The sequence below is a fragment of the Leminorella grimontii genome (assembly GCF_039789245.1).
GTDB classification, from domain to species: Bacteria; Pseudomonadota; Gammaproteobacteria; order Enterobacterales; family Enterobacteriaceae; genus Leminorella; species Leminorella grimontii.
Genome location: NZ_CP146357.1, coordinates 17026 through 35392, shown reverse-complemented (window position 1 = coordinate 35392; position 18367 = coordinate 17026). Strand labels below are relative to the sequence as shown.

11 protein-coding genes are annotated in these 18367 nt (G+C 52.7%); 9 read left to right on the top strand and 2 right to left on the bottom strand.

What is annotated here, in order from left to right:
* Window positions 1–48 precede the first annotated feature (48 nt).
* The 8 genes from V8L73_RS00140 to V8L73_RS00105 are packed head-to-tail and all read left to right on the top strand — an operon-like array spanning window position 49 to window position 11849.
* A complete protein-coding gene (locus V8L73_RS00140; RefSeq protein WP_347253453.1) occupies window positions 49–3807 on the top strand; it encodes a tape measure protein in 3759 nt (1252 codons plus the stop codon).
* Window positions 3804–4991 carry a hypothetical protein gene (locus tag V8L73_RS00135; protein WP_347253452.1) on the top strand — a complete coding sequence of 396 codons (1188 nt, stop codon included), beginning with the start codon at window positions 3804–3806 and terminating at the stop codon, window positions 4989–4991. Before V8L73_RS00140 ends, V8L73_RS00135 begins: the two co-directional genes overlap by 4 nt.
* Window positions 4978–5793, top strand: a complete 816-nt coding sequence (locus tag V8L73_RS00130) for a phage BR0599 family protein (RefSeq protein WP_347253451.1) — start codon at window positions 4978–4980, stop codon at window positions 5791–5793. Before V8L73_RS00135 ends, V8L73_RS00130 begins: the two co-directional genes overlap by 14 nt.
* A gap of 10 nt (window positions 5794–5803) precedes the next feature.
* Window positions 5804–6037, top strand: coding sequence for a hypothetical protein (locus V8L73_RS00125; protein WP_347253450.1), 234 nt, complete (start codon window positions 5804–5806; stop codon window positions 6035–6037).
* A 9-nt stretch (window positions 6038–6046) separates the two neighbouring features.
* The gene (locus V8L73_RS00120; RefSeq protein WP_347253449.1) at window positions 6047–6244 is read left to right on the top strand and encodes a hypothetical protein; all 198 of its coding nucleotides are present in this window, start codon (window positions 6047–6049) and stop codon (window positions 6242–6244) included.
* Window positions 6244–8481, top strand: a complete 2238-nt coding sequence (locus tag V8L73_RS00115) for a hypothetical protein (protein WP_347253448.1) — start codon at window positions 6244–6246, stop codon at window positions 8479–8481. Before V8L73_RS00120 ends, V8L73_RS00115 begins: the two co-directional genes overlap by 1 nt.
* On the top strand, window positions 8481–9299 hold the full coding sequence (locus tag V8L73_RS00110; RefSeq protein WP_347253447.1) for a hypothetical protein: 819 nt from the start codon (window positions 8481–8483) through the stop codon (window positions 9297–9299). The genes V8L73_RS00115 and V8L73_RS00110 overlap by 1 nt, the downstream gene beginning before the upstream one ends.
* Before the next feature lie 9 nt (window positions 9300–9308).
* The gene (locus tag V8L73_RS00105; RefSeq protein WP_347253446.1) at window positions 9309–11849 is read left to right on the top strand and encodes a phage tail protein; all 2541 of its coding nucleotides are present in this window, start codon (window positions 9309–9311) and stop codon (window positions 11847–11849) included.
* Between the two features lie 513 nt (window positions 11850–12362).
* Here V8L73_RS00105 and polA read toward each other — a convergent pair.
* Complete coding sequence (polA, locus tag V8L73_RS00100) at window positions 12363–15149, bottom strand: DNA polymerase I (RefSeq protein WP_347253847.1); 2787 nt, start codon at window positions 15147–15149, stop codon at window positions 12363–12365.
* A gap of 690 nt (window positions 15150–15839) precedes the next feature.
* Here polA and V8L73_RS00095 point away from each other — a divergent pair.
* Window positions 15840–16745, top strand: coding sequence for an acyltransferase (locus V8L73_RS00095; protein ID WP_347253846.1), 906 nt, complete (start codon window positions 15840–15842; stop codon window positions 16743–16745).
* Between the two features lie 42 nt (window positions 16746–16787).
* Here the strand turns inward: V8L73_RS00095 and V8L73_RS00090 are convergent, their stop codons facing one another.
* Window positions 16788–18260, bottom strand: coding sequence for a DASS family sodium-coupled anion symporter (locus V8L73_RS00090; RefSeq protein ID WP_027273772.1), 1473 nt, complete (start codon window positions 18258–18260; stop codon window positions 16788–16790).
* Window positions 18261–18367: the final 107 nt, after the last annotated feature.

Below are 18367 nucleotides of genomic sequence, written 5' to 3'. Positions count from 1 at the left end.
TAAAAAGGCGTTAAGCCGCCGTTAAAGCCTCTTAAAAGGTAACAAGACATGGCAAGCGGCAACGGCAACATTGAACTACAGCTACGGATCCAGGCTGATTTAAAAGGCGCACAGCAAGCCCTTAAAGGCTTGCAGAATACGCTAGCCGGGGCGAGTTCCAGTAGTAAGACGCTGGGCCAGTCTGGCAACGTGGCCGCCGCCGGTCTTGATCACCTCCAAAACTCCGCCAACGCGGCAACAAGAAGCCTTAACAAAACCGATCAGAGCGTCGATAAAATTGGCGCATCACTAACGCGATTAAAAACGATAGCCGGCGCAGTCACCGGCCTAACGTTGGGCGCTGGCCTAGCTAAAAGCCTGGCGGGCGTCTCTGATGAATACACCAGCCTAGCCGCCCGGATCCGCCTTGTATCGACGACCAACGAACAGGCCGCAACAACCTTTAAATCGGTTACTCAACTGGCAAGCGACACCGGCCAGCAAATCGCCTCTACTGCTGAACTTTATACCCGCCTGGCGCGGTCGTTGAAAGGCAGCGGCGCGTCTCAGTCTGAACTATTGCGCGTCACCGAAACCATTAACAAAGCGGCCGTTGTATCTGGCGCAACGGCGCAGGAATCTAGTGCTGCGATCATTCAACTTTCCCAGGGCTTGGCGTCCGGTACGTTGCGCGGTGAGGAGTTCAACTCGGTATCTGAACAGATGCCCCGCATCATGGAAATGCTGCAAACGTCGCTAGGTAAGACTCGCGGCGAACTGCGCAAGCTGGCCGAGGACGGGAAGCTCACCACGGAAGTAGTATTTAGGGCGCTGAAGGAAGGCGCGGCGGACATTGACAAAGAATTCGCACAAATGCCGCTCACAATCGGCCGTGCCGTGACTGAAATGTCTAACGCCTGGGTGGATTTCGTGGGCGGCACTAACGACGCGTTAGGCGCATCAAAAGCCGTTGCGGCGGTGATTTCCGGGCTTGCCAATAACCTGTCTGGCCTGATGGCTGCCGCGACCGGCGTTGCCGTTATGATGGCCGGGCGCAAGGTTGCCGCGCTGGCCTCCGCTGCAATCGCCTCCCGTAAGCTGACGGCGGAAACACAACAGCTCGCCGCCGCAGAACTGGCCGAAGCAAAAGCCGCCGTGACGGCCACGCAGGCTGAAATGGCCCGCGCCCGCGTGGGTGGCGTGTTAAATCCCGTCGCCCAGGCGAAAGCAGAAGATGCCCTAACGGCTGCGTTACTCCGCCAAGCCGCCGCCGAAAAGGCGCTAGGAGCGTCGAAAAAAAGCCGGTCGATGATATCGTCGTTAGGATCCGGCGCGATGGGCCTCTTTGGCGGCCCGGCAGGACTCGCGATCACCGGCGTTACGATGGCCGTTACCGCTTTGGGGGCTGCTTATGCAGCGGTTCGCGAACGGGAAGCCGCGCTGGAGCAACAGCACCGCCAAACCATCCAGACATTAGAAGACCAGCGCAAAAAAACGCTGGAACTGGTCGACGCGCACGGCAAGTTAAGCGGCGCGGTGTCAACGTCCGACGCGCTGACCCAACAGAAAGGCAATACCAGCGTTTTAGAGCAGGATTCTAAAAAGCTCCAGGAGCTACAAGAACAGGCCGCCACGCTAAAGCAGCAAATCGATCACCTTTTTGAAAGTCCGGCAGAATCCGGACTTATGATCATGCTTGCCGAAAGCAAGCTTGAGAAAGTCAACAAGCAAATCGAAGAGTTAACGCCCAAATTTGAATCACTGACCGCCGCTCAGGGCATTTTATCCAATGGGTTAGACCAACGTTTGGCCCGTGCGTTGGAAACCGTCAATAAAGAAGGTAAAACGTTAAGCCAAACGCTGGATGAGATGTTCGAAAACGGCCCCGTAAAGGGGACGAACTGGAGCACAGAACTGGCGCGGGCGGTCGGTGCAAACGAAGCGACGGTGGAGGCATTAACGGGGCAAGCGGACAAGTTAAAGACCAAATTGGAGAAAGAACTGGCCGATGCGACCTACACGGCCGCCGAACAGTTAGCCATTTTACGCGATAACGTGATAGCCGCAGCGGTCGCCGCCGGCCAGGCTCCGGACGATATTGACAAACTCCGCGCCAGCATGGAATCGCTGATCAACCTGCAAAAGCAGGTTGACGCCGCCAAAGACAACAGGAAGCGCGCCAACGCAGCCGCCAGCGCCGCCAAGTCGGCGGCCAATGCTAACGAAAATTACGTAAAAAGCCTGGAAAAACAGGCGGCGCTCTTGGGTAAAAACCAGGCACAGGTTCGGGCCTATGAGCTGGCCGAAAAAGGTTTAACTGGAGCCCTAAAGGCCCGCGCTGAAGCTGCGATGTTAGTTATCCAGACGGAAGAACAAAAGCAGCAGGCCGACGCCAACGCAACGCGCAATATTCAGCTCCAAATCGACTATTTAAGAGAGCTGGGCGACGTTGAAGGATCCGGGCTGTTGGAAGTCCGGTCGCAAATGGCCGAGCTGCGAAAAGAGTTTGAGAAAACAGGAAATACCGAGGGCTTAAACTGGATTGATAAGCTGTTACCGCTCCAGGAAACCAAAGTCCGCGTCGATGCCATAAAGAAAGAAATCGATGACCTGTCAACGTATCGCAGCCAGCGAGAAACCAGCATACAAGCCCAGGTTCAGGGTGGGTTGTTGTCTGAAATGGAAGGCCGCCGGCAACTGGTAGATCTTCACACCGAGGTCGGCCAGAAAATCGAAGAGTATTTACCCCAGTTACGCGAAATGGCCGACTTACCCGGCCAAGCGGGAGAAAATACCCGCGAGCTGATAGCAAGCCTTGAGTCCGAAATGATGCGCCTGAAGGACACCTCCGACAGCCTGACCAGCGCATTTACAAACGGCCTTCAAAACGGCATTGAGAGCAGTTTAAACGGCTTGGCCGACGGGACAGACAACTTAAGCGACGCGCTCCTGAATCTAGCTAAATCCGTTGTTAGCTCAATGGCCCAGATGGCATCCCGCAACCTGGGCGAGATGGCAATGCAGGGCTTAAGCTCGGTCGGTGGTCAATTATCAAGCCTATTCGGTATGGGTTCAGCGGCCGCGCCGGCAGCAGCTACGGCGGCCACCACCGCAACAACAACGGCGACAAACGTTGCCGGGGATACGGCCTCCGCGACCGCCGGCGCGGCAACTTACGCCACGGCGATCACTACGGCCTCAACCACCGGGGCCACAGCGATGGGAACGTCATTAACGGCGGGCTCTACAGCCTTTACTACGGCGTTTACTACCGCCATGACAACCGGCGTGACGGCGTTAACCACCGCGTTAACTACGGCGTTTACTGCCGGCGCGGCAACGCTGTCAACCGCGATCGCGTCCGCAACTGCTGGCAGCGGTGCGGCGTCAGGCGCTGCGTCAGCCGTATCAGTTGCAGCCGCAACGGGCGGCCACATTACCGGCCCCGGAACATCGACGTCCGACAGTATCCCGGCATGGTTATCCAATGGTGAATTCGTCATGAAAACCAGAGCGGTACAGCGTTACGGCGTGGGTTTTATGCACGCGTTGAACAACGGCCAGTTACCCAAGTTCGCCAGCGGTGGTCTGGTATCGTCACCCACACCACAAAGCTATTCACGCGTTAACGAAAGCCCGGAGAAGTTAAAAGCCATCGCGCCCGGAGATAGCCAGGCACAAGCGCCGGTTATACAACAAACGTTAGTGTTAGACAGTGCGGAAGCCTTCAGCGCTGGGATTAATACCGTCGGCGGCAAACGTAGCATGATGACGTTTATCCGGGCGAACGCTCAGACGCTACGCCAGGAACTGGGGATCAAGTCATGACGGCCCATCTTCCTTGGTTAGCGGCTCCAGATTGGGCCGACGGCATCACTGAGACGTTGGAATGGAAAACCGACATTCTCCAATCACAAAGCGGCGCGGAGCAGCGTATCGCCCGCCGTTTGTCCCCGCGCCGCCTATTTGAATTTAGCTATGTGGCCGCCAGCCAAGAGCGCGCCACGTTTGAAAACGCATTAGCGCGTGCCGGCGCGATGCGGTGGCTTATGCCCATATGGCAGGATATCGCCTGGTTAAATGCGCCGCTGCCGGTTGGCGCGTCGTTTATTCCACTCGCCACCAACGGCCGCGATTACCAGGCCGGAACGTCCGTTCTATTACAGTCTACGCAGTCCTGGCTTGCGGAGTATGAAGTCGCCACCGTTGCGGCCGTCAGCGATGCGGGCCTAACGTTAACGGCTCCGCTAGCGCGAGCCTGGGCGACAGGAACGGCGATTTATCCGCTCTATGCCGCCGAACTGACCGACCCGCCAACCATCGCCCGTCGTTCCAGCTCAGTTATCCGCGCTCAAGTGCGCTTTCGCCTGGTCGGTGGTCATGACTCCCCGGAGCAAGCCCCCGGCACAATGTACCGAGGGCACCCCGTTCTGGAGCATGACGCCGAGTGGATAGACGATTTAAGCGCGGAGTATTCGCGCATGTTGTTAGAACTGGACAACAGCACCGGGATCCCGTTTAGAACCGATACCGCGCAACAGGCGTTTATTGTACTGCAGCATACCTGGGTTGCCGCCGGGCGTGGAACGCAGGGACAGTTACGGGCCTTATTCTATTATTTACGCGGTTGTCAGCGTCCCCTCTGGATGCAGGGGCCAGCCTCCGACCTTGAGCCCGTGAGCGATGCGAACGGCAACCACCTGGACGTACAGTTTACCGGCCTCAGCACTTACGGACTGACTTCAGGCCGCCGAGATATTGCCATTACTTTGACGGACGGCTCCCGCGTATACCGTCGCATAATCAACGTTAGCCGGCTTTCTAATGACGTTGAACGCTTAAGCCTGGATGGATCCGCCCTCCATATTCCTTTATCACAAATCACTAACCTGTCGTTTATGGGGCTGTTTCGTTTGAACGCTGACGCCGTGCAATGGGAACACCTAACGGACGCCGACGGCGTGGCGACAGTATCCGCCCAATTTAGGAGCCTGCGCGATGAGCTGGAATGAGTTCGAAATGTCTGTCGCTAACGGTCGTCCGGTTGAGTTCTACGAGTTTAGCCGCGATGACACGCGATTTTACCGCTACACCAACGCCGACAGGGATATGGCATTTAACGGCTACACCTGGGAGGCGGCCGCAATCCAGTGTCCAGGCGTGACCGTCGGCACCAGTGACGGGCTGGAAATTACCGTGCCGGCAACCAACCCCGTCGCGTTGATGTTTCGCGGGGCTCCACCGTCTAGTTCTGTACGCCTGCGCGTTTTTCGCAATCAGGCGGACGACACCAGCGGCGATTACCGGATCGTCTGGGTGGGAACGGTCACGGAAGCAAAACGGGAAGCGACCGATCGTGTGAAGCTGATAACCAACAGTATCGCCAGTACCTTTACGCGTAACGGCTTACGGCTCACTTGGGGGCGAAACTGCCCCTATTCGCTGTACGACCACAACTGCCGGGTTGATAAAACCAAATTTGCCGCTACGAGCCTGACCGTTTTAGCCCTGGACGGTGCCAGCTTGACGATCGCACTTCCTGGCTCGCTTCCGGACGGCTGGTTTTCAGGCGGCTTCATCGAATGGACGGTTGACGGCCTCACAGAACGGCGCGGCCTGAAGGGACAGAACGGCAACACGATCGGCATCTTTGGCGGCACTGCCGGCTTTAGCGTTGGTCAGGTGGTCACGCTTTATCCGGGCTGCGATCGCATTATTAACACCTGTTCAAGCAAGTTTAACAACCATTTGAACTACGGCGGACAACCCCAGATGCCGGGCGTGTCGCCGTTCGGAATTATCAAACTTTTTTAAGGAGATCGCCATGTGGTGGGCTGTTGCCAAATTCGTTGCCGTTCTTGTCGCGTCTTATGTCTTAAATCAGGCATTAACGCCCAGGAATAAAAATACCACGCCAGAAGCGGCGACCGAGGACGACTGGCAATTACCACAGCCGGAAGAAGGTACGCCGCAATGCATCTTTTTTGGCGACTGCTGGACAGAGGATTGGTTTGTTTTGGCGTTCGGTAACTATCGCTATTCAGCGATTAAGAAGTAAGGGGGAGCCATGAAAATTACGATGGAACACATACGAAACGGCGGCGGGTGCGCCTGGGGATTACGTAACTTTTTTGCCCGGTACAACCTGGATCTGGACGCGTTCCTGCGCGATGGCTTCATCGATTCCGAAACGTTAGAGGCCACCGGCGACGAGCTGGCCCTACGCGTCATTAGGAAGGCGCAAGAAACCGAGGGCGGCGAATAATGGGCGGCAGTAAGGGAAGTAAAAAAGTCACGGTAGGCTATCGCTATTATTGGGACATTCAATCTGGCTTAGGCCGTGGCCCGGTTAATGAAATCGTGGCGATCAGTGCAGATAAGAAATGCGTATTTGCAGGCACAGAAGGCCAGATAAGCGCCAGCACATATATTTATATCAACAAGCCGAACCTATTCGGCGGTGAGGATACCGGCGGCGAAGGCGGGATCAAGGGCGTGTTAGAAGTTGCAATGGGTGACGCAGACCAACAACCATCCCCCAGTTTAAACAGCATTATGTCGGGCCTCATTCCCGGTTTCCGTGGCCTGGTGACAACGTTTTTTAGTGGCCTGGTAAGTTGCTACAGCGCCGCCCCTAAGCCGTGGTCGTTTCGCGTTCGGCGCTCAACCAGGGGCTGGGACAACGGCCCGGCCTGGTATCCGGAGAAAGCCATGATAAAACTGTCTAATCCTGACGCTACGCTTGAGAACGACAGTGACTTAACCGACGCCCAGCGGGCTAACCTGCGCAGTATCCACGCCATGAACCCGGCGCATATTTTGATTGAGTGCGCCACAAATCGCGACTGGGGGCGCGGCCTGTCGTATGACGATATCAACATAGCCAGTTACGTTAAAGCCGCTGATACGCTCTATAACGAGGGATTTGGGCTGTGTTTTCGGTATAACCGCCAGGACAGCCTGGACACGTTCATACAGCAGGTTTTAGACCATATCAGCGCGGCGCAGTATGCCGATCTCAATACGGGTAAGTTAAACTTGGTCTTAATCCGGGCGGACTATAACCCTAATGATTTACCGTTATTTACTCTAGATAACGGCATTATCGAAGTGCAAGACGACGATAACACCAGCACGGACAACGCCGTTAATGAGGTGGTCATCACCTATCACGATCCGGTCACGCATACCGACGGCGAGGCCCGCGCCCAGAATCTGGGTTCGATAACGTCCGTAGGATTAATTAGTAGCGCCATCGAATATAAAGCACTACCAACGTATGACCTGGCCGCCCGCGTCGCACAACGGGAGTTAGAGGTTGGCGCGTCCGGGATAGCCCGCCTGGTTATCAAGTTCGATCGCAGGGGGAGCGAATTAGCGCCGGCGTCCTGTTTCCGCGTAAGTCTTCCCGATCGCAATATCGATAACATGGTGTTACGCGTTGGCAAAATCGAAGAAGGCGACGACGGGGCGCTAACAATAACGGCCGTGCAAGACGTTTTCGGGATGCCGGCGACGGTATGGAGCAGCGGACAGCAGGACAGTATCTGGGTACCTTCTGACGCAACCGCCCGCCCGGTAGAACTAAGCCGAGCGATTGAGCAACCCTATATTTCCCTGGCAGCGTATTTGACGCCGGCAGAGCTTAACGCCGTATTACCCAGTAGCTGTTATCTCGGCGTTCTGGCCGCTGCGCCGTCGTCGGCATCCATTAACTATCAGCTCTACACCCACGCCGAGGGCGCGGACTGGGCTAATCATGGGAACGGTGACTGGCTGTTGTCTGCCGAATTAGACAGAGCAGCCGGCAACCTGGACACCGTATTTTATCTAAAAGAGCTGATAGCGGCCCCGCCGGTCGGGCTGTCAGCGTTCATTAACGATGAGCTAGTCAGGATAGACGGCGTCGACCTGGTCGCGCGCACGTTAACCGTTGGGCGTGGCTGTGGCGATTCACTCCCCGCCGCCCACGCAAAAGGAAGCGTGCTGTGGCTTATCACCGACATGGAGTCCGATCGCGTTGAATACGTAGCAGGTGAAACCGTCGAAGCCAAGCTATTAACCCAGACAAGCGGCGAAGTGTTGCCGTTCACATCGGCGCCGGTTCTCTCTCATACAATGGCCCAACGCCAGGCGCGCCCGTATCCGCCGAGTAACATAAAGGTTAATGGGGTAAGTTGGCCGGCGAGCATTGCTGAAGCGTCAACGTATAGCGTTACCTGGTCATATCGCGATCGCGTACTACAAGCCGATCAACTCATTGATTGCCTGGCGGGGAACATAGGCCCAGAACTGGGGACAATCTACCGCCTGGAAATCGTCAGAAAAGACACTGCCGCCGTGGTCTGGTCGGCTGAAACTACGCTAAACGCATTCACTGTCCCCTATACAGCCTCATCAAGCGGCCAGGCGCACATTCTCAGGATAGGAAGCCGTCGCGATGGCCTGGCATCGTTTTATCACTACACCGCCGAATTGCCGCGCGGATATGAGGGGGCATGATGTCCGGTAATAACTACTATTACGGCCAGGGCCGCGTGTATCTCTCCCCCTGTATTAACGGCGTGGCGAATGCCTGGCGATGGGTGGGCGACGTCGGGGAATTAACGGTAGAGCTAACCCACGAAACCCAATATCAAAAGCAGTCAATAAACGGTCGTATCGGGAATATTGATAACCATATCGTTAGCCAGGAAGGTGTCATGAAGGCGGTATGGTTCGACCGTTCGCCGGCTAACCTGGCGTTATTACTGTATGGAAAAAACGTTGTCCGTTCAGCCCGTGCAATATCAGAAACACTACGACCAGGCGTTAAGGCTGGCGGCCGCTATACGTTGGAATATTCCAGCGTCTGGGATGTTTCTATTTCGGGTTTAACTGCCGGCACGGATTACACCGTTGACGAACGGTGGGGAGCCATTGAGTTTTTAAAAACTCCTATCGTTCAGCCGGTCACGGTGAAGTACAAACATGCAGGAAATACCAGCATACCGCTACTAAATGAACCTCCGCATAAGGTGGCGTTACGTTATGAAGGCGTAAATCTGGCCGAGAACGAAGCGCCGGTACTCGTTGAACTCTTCAGGCTCCAGTTCGATCCCGTGGGTGTTATTGACCTTATCAATAATGATTCGGCCCTGTCAGGGCTAGAAGTTCAAGCCGATGTATTGCTGGACATATCACGATCGCCTCATGACGTATTCGGCCAGTATGGCCGCTACGTTATCTGCCCGGTTATGGACAGTTCCAGCGGGACATTGACTATTACTACCACGACCGCCGGTTACGGCGGCGAAATTACCACTATATACCCCAAGTAAGGCAACGCTATGAAAACTTTTTATACGATACTCACTAATTACGGAAAACAAGCGTTAGCCGATGCGTTAGCCGCACAACAACCTTTGAAAATCCCGGCGATGGGCGCGGGTGATGGGGGCGGCGCGTATTATGAGCCGACCGACGATCAAACGAATTTACGCAATGAGCTATGGCGCGGAAATCTGAATGATTTACGAACGGATGACGATAATCAAAACAACGTTATCGCTGAAGCCGTTATCCCTCAAGATATAGACGGCGACTGGGTAGTTCGTGAGGTGGGCTTATATGACGATAAAGGCGGGTTAATTGCTGTTGGTAAATATCCTGAAACCTATATCCCCGCCTTGGCGTTTGGTTCAGCAAAACAAGTTTATATCAATATCGTGGTCAAGGTTGATAACGTCGCAGCCGTCGAACTCGTCGTTGACCATGATACCGTTTTAGCCAGCAAACAATTCGTAATGAATAAGGGCTACGGAACAGTAGGCAGCTTTGAGGCGGGGCTGTTTGAAATTAAAGCGTTAACGAATCAGTTTCAATTAGTTATTTTTGAGTCTGAAAACAGCTTATACCGCTGGGATGGGGCATTTCCTAAAACAGTTCCAACAGGTTCAACCCCTGACTCTACAGGGGGAATAGGCCAAGGGGCATGGATTGGTATTAGTGATGCTGCCTTACGTAAGGATTTAGCTAATGGGAATGGTTCTCTCATTGGTACAAACATAGGTACATTGGATGAGGCTATAACATTTGTAACGCCTGAAATGTTCGGCGCGATTGGTGATGGAGTGGCTGATGATACTCAGGCGATTCTTGATGCCATTCAGTATGTATTACCTAAACACATGGATGTGATTGGATATCAAACCTATAAAATATCCAACACCCTAGAAATTAGGGAAACCGCTAATTTACCCCCCGAGCTAGAGGATTTTAGTGTTACAAAATTAAAGCTACAGAAACTGATATACACCCCATCTTCAGGTACGGCTGTAAGAGTTAAAAGCCCAGCATGTCAAATTATCATAGGACATTTAGTAGGAACATCCACAGAAATCATTGGATTGGATCAGACAATAGGTCTTGAAGTCGCAGGGATGGGATGTTCACCTCACTATATTAATTATATTGGGGGGTTCGGAACAAACATAAAGTTTTCTGACGCGTATACAAATGAAGTTCATGTTGGTTGGTGTCATGATGCATTCCGTGGGGTTCGCGGGGTTAATTCTAACGCTAATAAAATTTATGGTCGGATTGGTGGCCCATACGGAACGGTTGATATTATTCCGTCCAGTTGTGACGTTGGCGTTGAGTGGGACTCTACAAGCAATACCAACGAGGTATACGCAACTATTGAATATTGTAAACGTAGCGTATATTCAAAGCCGTTTGAAGATCATGGGCTGGCGAATAAATTTTATGGATACATTGAGGCGTGTTCTCAACCTGGTGTATTGATGGGGACGGAAAATAAATATCAGGTAATGAACGGCGGGAATACTACGCGTGGGCCGTATGGCTTCTTAGTTAGTGGTGCAGGTAATAGTTATGAAATCCTTTTATCTAGGGCCACTTATGGGGAAAATGTAACCGGCGCAACAGCGACGCTAACCTTTAAAAACCTACAGCCGATACAGTCTACAAATAACCATGCTAAAGTTTTTGGTTCTGGACATAAAGAAATACTTTCATCTCCAACTATCAATCAACTGTTAGTGTACTCTAACGATTTAGGTAATTCAGCATGGTATAAAGGAGTGCTAGGAAGCGCATCATTATCTGATTTAACATTCACTTATGGGAATTATAATTCAAATAGTTCGAATGGATACGCGTATGGGACTAAAATAAATATATCAAGAGCCGCCACATCTGAAGCTGATATTTATGTTATATCACAAAATGTTACAACTACTTTTAGTAGTGATTTATCATTAGGTATTGCCGTTCAAGTTCTAACAGGTGATGTGGATGTTTTTATTAAAGCGCAAGGCGTAACGAGCGGCAAGATATATAGTAAAGAGATTAGATTGCTTGGTGGTAGCAAAATTGTTGAGCTTTCCCATAGTTCCCCTAGCGCTTATGGATTGACAGAGCAAACAGTCTATGAAATAGAACTTAGAGCGTGGTCGGCATCATCATTAATCGTTTATAACACGCACCTATGCGCGGCGGCGCAGGTAACAAGAGCGCCTGCTAGTATCGGGGATACAGCTACCCCGTTTACACCCATTTATGATTCTGGATATGTCAGCCGGCGATCTATCAGTAAATTTATAGGCGTTCCAACTACCATGACACAATATGATTTTGATACGTATTTGGTTTACGCAATGGATGGTAACATTAGTTTATTTGGCGGATATGACGGTCTAACAGTGACATTTCATAAGCCAGGCATATCGAATACTAATTTGCTGTCAGCCGAACCATACGGTATTAATGGCTCTGGTTTATATTCTATTTCCGCAAACAACAAGACCGTTACATTACAGTATTCAGTTAATGCTCAAGGCTGGATAGTCATCAGCTCTACTAACTAGCAAAGCGTAACACCTATAAAGCCCCATTCATCGTGGGGCTTTTTTATCTATAAGTGGCGTTGAGGCGTTCAATTTTGCATAATGCAAAATCAGCATTTTTTTGGCGTTCTTGTTATGCAAAATACCACGCCGAACTATGCATAAAATTTCGCCGCGCTACAACGCATGTGATTCTTTTCCCTTTAATGTACGAATTAATTAATCCGCCTTTATTATTTTTAATTGGAAATAGCTTAGTTTTTCCATTAAAAAATCAGGCATTGAGAGCCTATCAGCGCAAAATAATAAAGTTTAGCTCTTTTTATTTATTTTATTTCGATGACAACGAAGGCATAAGTAACAGCCTATCAAGATTAAGAATAATGAATTACAAAAATAAAAAACATTAGCTAATACTTATAGTCAACCTATCTTTATCGATATATTAAAGAAAAAAGACATTAATCCAATAAAAATCCCCGATATGCCTATCGGGGATTTAAATAAAAGAGTAGTCAATATATCAAAAGGCCATTAATGCGCTTCGTCCCAATTGATACCGCTGCCTACGTCCACCTTCAGCGGAATTTTTAACGTAACGCACTGCTCCATGATGTTACGCACCTTCTCACCGCATTCGGCAAGCTCCGCTTCATGAACTTCAAACACCAGTTCATCGTGTACCTGCATGATCATTTTGACTCGCGGCGCTTCTTCTCTAAGCCAGCTGTCGACGTCAATCATCGCCGTTTTAATAATATCGGCCGCCGTCCCCTGCATCGGCGCGTTAATTGCCGCACGCTCGGCGCCCTTGCGGCGCATGCCGTTGCTGGACTTGATGTCAGGCAGATACAGCCGACGGCCAAACAGGGTTTCAACGTAGCCCTGCTCCGACGCCTGCACGCGAGTGCGCTCCATGTAGGAGAGAACGCCAGGATAGCGCTCAAAGTAGAGATCCATATAGCGCTGCGCTTCACCGCGAGGGATCCCCAACTGGCGCGCCAGACCAAAGGCGCTCATGCCGTAAATCAGACCGAAGTTTATCGCCTTGGCACTGCGGCGCTGTTCTCCCGTCACCTGTTCAAGCGGGGTGCCGAACACTTCGGACGCCGTCGCGCGGTGAATGTCCTTCCCCTGTGCGAATGCGTCCAGCAGCCCCTTATCATCGGAAAGGTGCGCCATAATGCGCAGCTCAATCTGCGAATAGTCCGCCGCCATAATGCGATAGCCTTCCGGTGCAATAAAGGCCTGGCGAATGCGTCGCCCTTCTTCATTGCGAACCGGAATATTCTGCAGGTTAGGATCGCTGGACGACAGGCGACCGGTTGCCGTCACCGCCTGGTGAAACGAGGTATGCACGCGCCCGGAGACCGGGTTAATCATCTGCGGCAGCTTGTCGGTATAGGTCGACTTCAGCTTGGCCAAACCGCGGTGTTCCAAAATCACCTTCGGCAGCGGGTAGTCGAGAGCCAGCTCGGCCAGCACCTCTTCGTTGGTTGAAGGCGCTCCGCCCGGGGTTTTCTTTAACACCGGCAGCTTTTGCTTTTCATAAAAAATCGCCTGAAGCTGCTTGGTGGACGACAGGTTAAACGGCTCGCCCGCCAGCTCGTGTGCCTCGACCTCAAGCGCCGCAAGGCGCTCCGCCAGCTCGACGGAGTGTTGGTTTAAAATACCGCTGTCGATCAGCACGCCCGTTCGCTCCATGTGAGACAGTACCGGCACCAGCGGCATCTCAATATCGCAGAATACTTTCTTAAGCCCCGGTTCCGCCTCAAGCTTAGGCCACATGGCCTGATGCAGGCAAAGCGTGACGTCAGCGTCTTCCGCCGCGTAGACGCCCGCTTCTTCAAGCGCCAGTTGGTTAAAGGTCAGCTGATTTTTGCCCTTCCCCGCGATTTCCTCAAAGCTGATGGTTTTATGGCCCAGATAGCGATCGGCCAGGCTGTCCATATCATGGCGACCGGCGACGCTGTCGAGCACGTAGGACTCCAGCATAGTGTCAAACGCAATGCCTTTGAGTTCGATGCCGTAGCGCGCCAGCATGCTTTGATCAAACTTCAGGTTCTGGCCAATCTTTCTAATAGAGGCATCTTCAAGCCACGGCTTGAGCGCATTGAGCACTTCGTCGCACTGAAGCTGCTCCGGCGCGCCAATGTAGTCATGGCCAAAGGGAACGTATACCCCCTTACCGCGCTCGATGGCGAAGGAAACGCCGACCAGATTGGCGCTCATGTAGTCCAGCCCGTCGGTTTCCGTATCAAAAGCGACGTTGTCCGCCTTGGCGAGCAGGGCAAGCCAGTGGTCAAAACGCGCCTTGTCCAGAACCGTTTCATAGCCGTCGCGCGCAAGGCTAACGCTCGCAGGCGCCTTTTCTACCGGCGCCGACTGGTAGGAGGTTGGCGCGCTTTTGCCGTTTTTCGCTCCCGCGCTCACCGTTCCGGTGGTTTCAAGCTCCGTCAGCCAGCGTTTGAATTCGTAGCGGGCAAACAGATCGCGAAGCTGATCCACATCCGGTTCGCCCAGCGTGAGGGCGTCTTCCGTCACGTCCAGCTCTACGTCCGTCTTAATCGTCGCCAGCTGATAGGAGAGATAGGCAGCGTCTTTATGCTGTTCCAGCTTCGCCGCCATCGTTTTAGCCCCGCGAAAGCTCAGCTCGGCGATTTTATCCAGCTGGCCATAAATGCTGCTGATACTGCCGATTCCCTGCAACAGAGCCTGAGCGGTCTTTTCACCAACGCCGGGAACGCCGGGGATGTTGTCCGACGAGTCGCCCATCAGCGCCAGGAAGTCGATAATCAGCTCCGGCGGCACGCCGTATTTGTCGCAGACTTCCTGCGGACCAAGCAGGGTATTGTTCATGGTGTTAATCAGCGTAATCTGGGGCGTCACCAACTGGGCCATATCCTTATCGCCGGTGCTTATCAGTACGTCGCGCCCCTTTGCCGCCGCGGCCTTCGCCAGCGTACCGATAACGTCGTCCGCCTCAACGCCCGGCACAACCAACAGCGGGAACCCCATCGCCCGCACCATTTGGTGCAGCGGCTCTATCTGGGCGCGCAGATCATCAGGCATCGGCGGGCGGTGGGACTTATATTCGGCAAACAGCTCGTCACGAAACGTTTTACCCTTCGCGTCAAACACCACGGCAATATGGCTAGGGCTGCTTTGGGCCACCAGGCTGCGCAGCATATTCATTACGCCATACATGGCGCCGGTGGGCTCTCCATGGCGGTTAGTCAACGGCGGAAAGGCGTGAAACGCCCGGTAGAGATAGGAAGAACCGTCAACGAGGACAAACGAATTTTCTGCTATTTTAGCCATGGTATTTATTCTTCGCGGTTGGAGTCGTGAATGAGGTTGGCGATATGAGTCCATTATACACAGCGCTGACGCAGGACCAAAAAACCTTGCCCAATACGGAACATATCGCACGCGGCAATAGGCTGCCTAAGCGCGCTGCAACCAACGGCGGGAAGTAGAGATAAAATGCCCGGTGGAAAACGTCAAAAAAGCGTCATAAAAAGACGCGTGCCTGTGGATAAGTCTGTGACTAAAATTAAGTTAATCTGATACAGCAATGTCAAATTAGCTTTATGTGAAAATTAATTAACGTTGAATCATATAGATACAATTAACTTACTTATTTTTTTGCCATTAACAACACGATCTTCAACTGTGGATATTTGATTTACCAGTCATTCATATCTGTCAAGGGGGAGAGGTAGACTTCCTGACAATTTACTGAATAATCCCATCAACCGGCAGGATATCAGCGCGTTCATCTAAAACCACTCCTAAGGCCAAAAGATCGGGGCAACGTTTAGCGCTTTTAATAATAGTTCACGCTAACGCTTTCTGGGTTCCCTGCAAACGGCTTAATACCCCAACCTGTTGCATCAGGCTAAGATTGCAGCAAAAATTTATCATACTTTTCGCTTTCTGTTAGAATTAGCCCTAATTTAGCGCCTCGCCTATTTTCACATTTTTAACGACAACAATGAAAGCCACGACATGCCAAACCTGTTTGCTCCGTTTATATTTTTATACTCAACAGCGTTAACGATTATTTTTACCGCACTGTGTTCAGTGCCGATGGCCGTCGCCGGAGTTTTCAAACTTTTACTGCCTTTCCCTGCCGTTCACCGCGGCGTCAGCGCCTTTTGCAACGTAATGATGTACTGCTGGTGCCTCTCTTTAGCCTTTATTCTTAAAACAAATGGACGTATAGAGTGGGACATCGAAGGTACGGAAAATCTGAGCAAAGACAGCTGGTATCTGCTTATCAGCAACCATAAAAGCTGGACGGACATCGTAGTGCTCTGCGTCGCCCTGCGCGATCGCATTCCCATGCACAAATACTTTCTTAAGCAGCAGCTGGCCTGGGTGCCGTTCATCGGCCTGGCGTGCTGGGCGATGGACATGCCGTTTATGCGCAGATATTCCCGCGCCTATCTGCTAAAGCATCCGGAAAAGCGAGGTAAGGATATTGAGACCACCCGCCGCTCCTGCGAAAAGTTTCGCCATACTCCGACCACCATCGTTAACTTTGTAGAGGGTTCTCGCTTTACGGAACAAAAGAGGCTGGAAAACAATTCCCCCTATGAAAACCTGCTGCCCCCGAAGTCAGCGGGCATCGCGCTGGCGCTTAACGTGCTGGGTTCGCAGTTCGACAGAATTCTCAACGTCACGCTGTTCTATCCTGATAATCAGAAAAAGCCGTTTATCGACCTGCTCTGCGGCCGGATGAAGCGCATCGTTATGCGTATTGAAACCCTGCCGGTAGATGACAGCATTCGCGGCGACTATCTGAACGACAAAGCCTACAAGCGCCAGTTTCAGCTGTGGCTGCACGAAACCTGGCAACGTAAGGACGAGCAGCTTAACGAGCTAAAGGCGTCGTTTAGCGACCGCCCTTAATGAAAAAGCCGCTTAACGCGGCTTTTTATCCTTTCGCAGCAGTTACCAGTAGCCCAGCCACTTCCACCACGCGCCGCCGACAACCGCCCAGATGGTCAGGTTGACCACGCTGAGAATAAAGCCGACCTTCCACCATTCAGAAAGCGTTGCGTAGCCAGAGCCGAAGATAATAGGCGCCGTGCCCGTACCGTAGTGGGTTAGCGACATCATCAGCGAGGAGGCGAACGCCAGCATCAGCCCAAGCAGAGCCGGCGGCGCGCCCAACGCGAGCCCGGCGGCGAAAAACGCGGCGAACATGGCGGTAATGTGCGCCGTCGTACTGGCAAAGAAGTAATGCGAGTAGACATAGACCAGTATCAGCAAAAGCGTTCCGCCAATCCAACCGATGCCGAGGCTGCCTATTGCGGCGCCGACGGATTGAGAAAGCCAGCTGATAAGCCCCAGCTTACCCAAAAACGTCGCCATCATGACCAGCGCGGCAAACCAGGTTATCGTATCCCACGCGCCCTTATGCTTGAGTATGTCTTCCCAGCTCAGTACGCCGGTCATCAGCAAAACAGCCAGGCCAATGAACGCCGCCGTAGTCGGGTTAACCGCCCACGAGTCGCCGAAGAAAAAGACGGGAATACCGGCCCACAGAGCCAGCAGCAGAGCGAAAACCGCCAGCGTTATCTTTTCTGACAGCGATATGGGCCCAAGCTCCCGCAGCTTCTCTTTGGCAAATACCGGCGCGTTCGGCGTGCTTTTAATTTCTGGTGGATAAATCCAGTAGATCACCAACGGCACGACGAGCAGCGAAACGATGGCCGGCGCTATCGCCGCAATAGCCCACATGCCCCAGGTCAGCTCAATACTGGGATCGGTGCCTTTGATAATCAGCGCCACGATAAGCGGGTTCGGCGCGGTCGCGGTGATAAACATCGCCGACGTAATCGGGTTGATGTTGTAGTTGACCAAAGAAAGATAGCGACCGATTTTTTCCGTAGAGCCCGGCTCAGGCTTGGAGTTAAAGCTATCGGCGATGGAGCGCATGATAGGGTGAATGATGCCCCCGCCGCGCGCGGTGTTGCTGGGCGTCACCGGCGCCAGCGTCGTCTCGGCGATGGCTAACGCGTACGCAATTCCCAGCGTCTTTTTACCGAACAGTGAAATGAAATAGTAGCCGATGCGCGCCCCCAGACCGGTTTTACTCAGGCTCAAGGAGACCATCATCGAAATGCCGATAAGCCAAATAAGCTGATTGGAAAAGCCGCTCAGCGCGTCGTTAAGCGCCGCGCCCGGCTTGCCTGGATTGGTGACCCCCGTTAACGCCACCAGCGCAATGGCGATAATAGAAAGCGCGCCTATCGGCATGGCTTTGCCGATAATAGCCACAATCGTGCCGACAAACAGCGCTAAAAGCTGCCAGGCATTGGGCGTCACGCCCTCAGGGACAGGAATAACAAACCAGATAAGGAGCGTAACGGCGATTGCAATCAGGGATGGAACTGGCTTTAGTGGCGTCATTTTTTCCATAAATAATCCCACTCTGATAAACAGGAAATAGTGAAAAAGAAAGCGGAAATAGAGATAAGCCCGCTTGGCGAAAAATGAAAAGCTGCCCATAAGGCTGCTGATGAAAT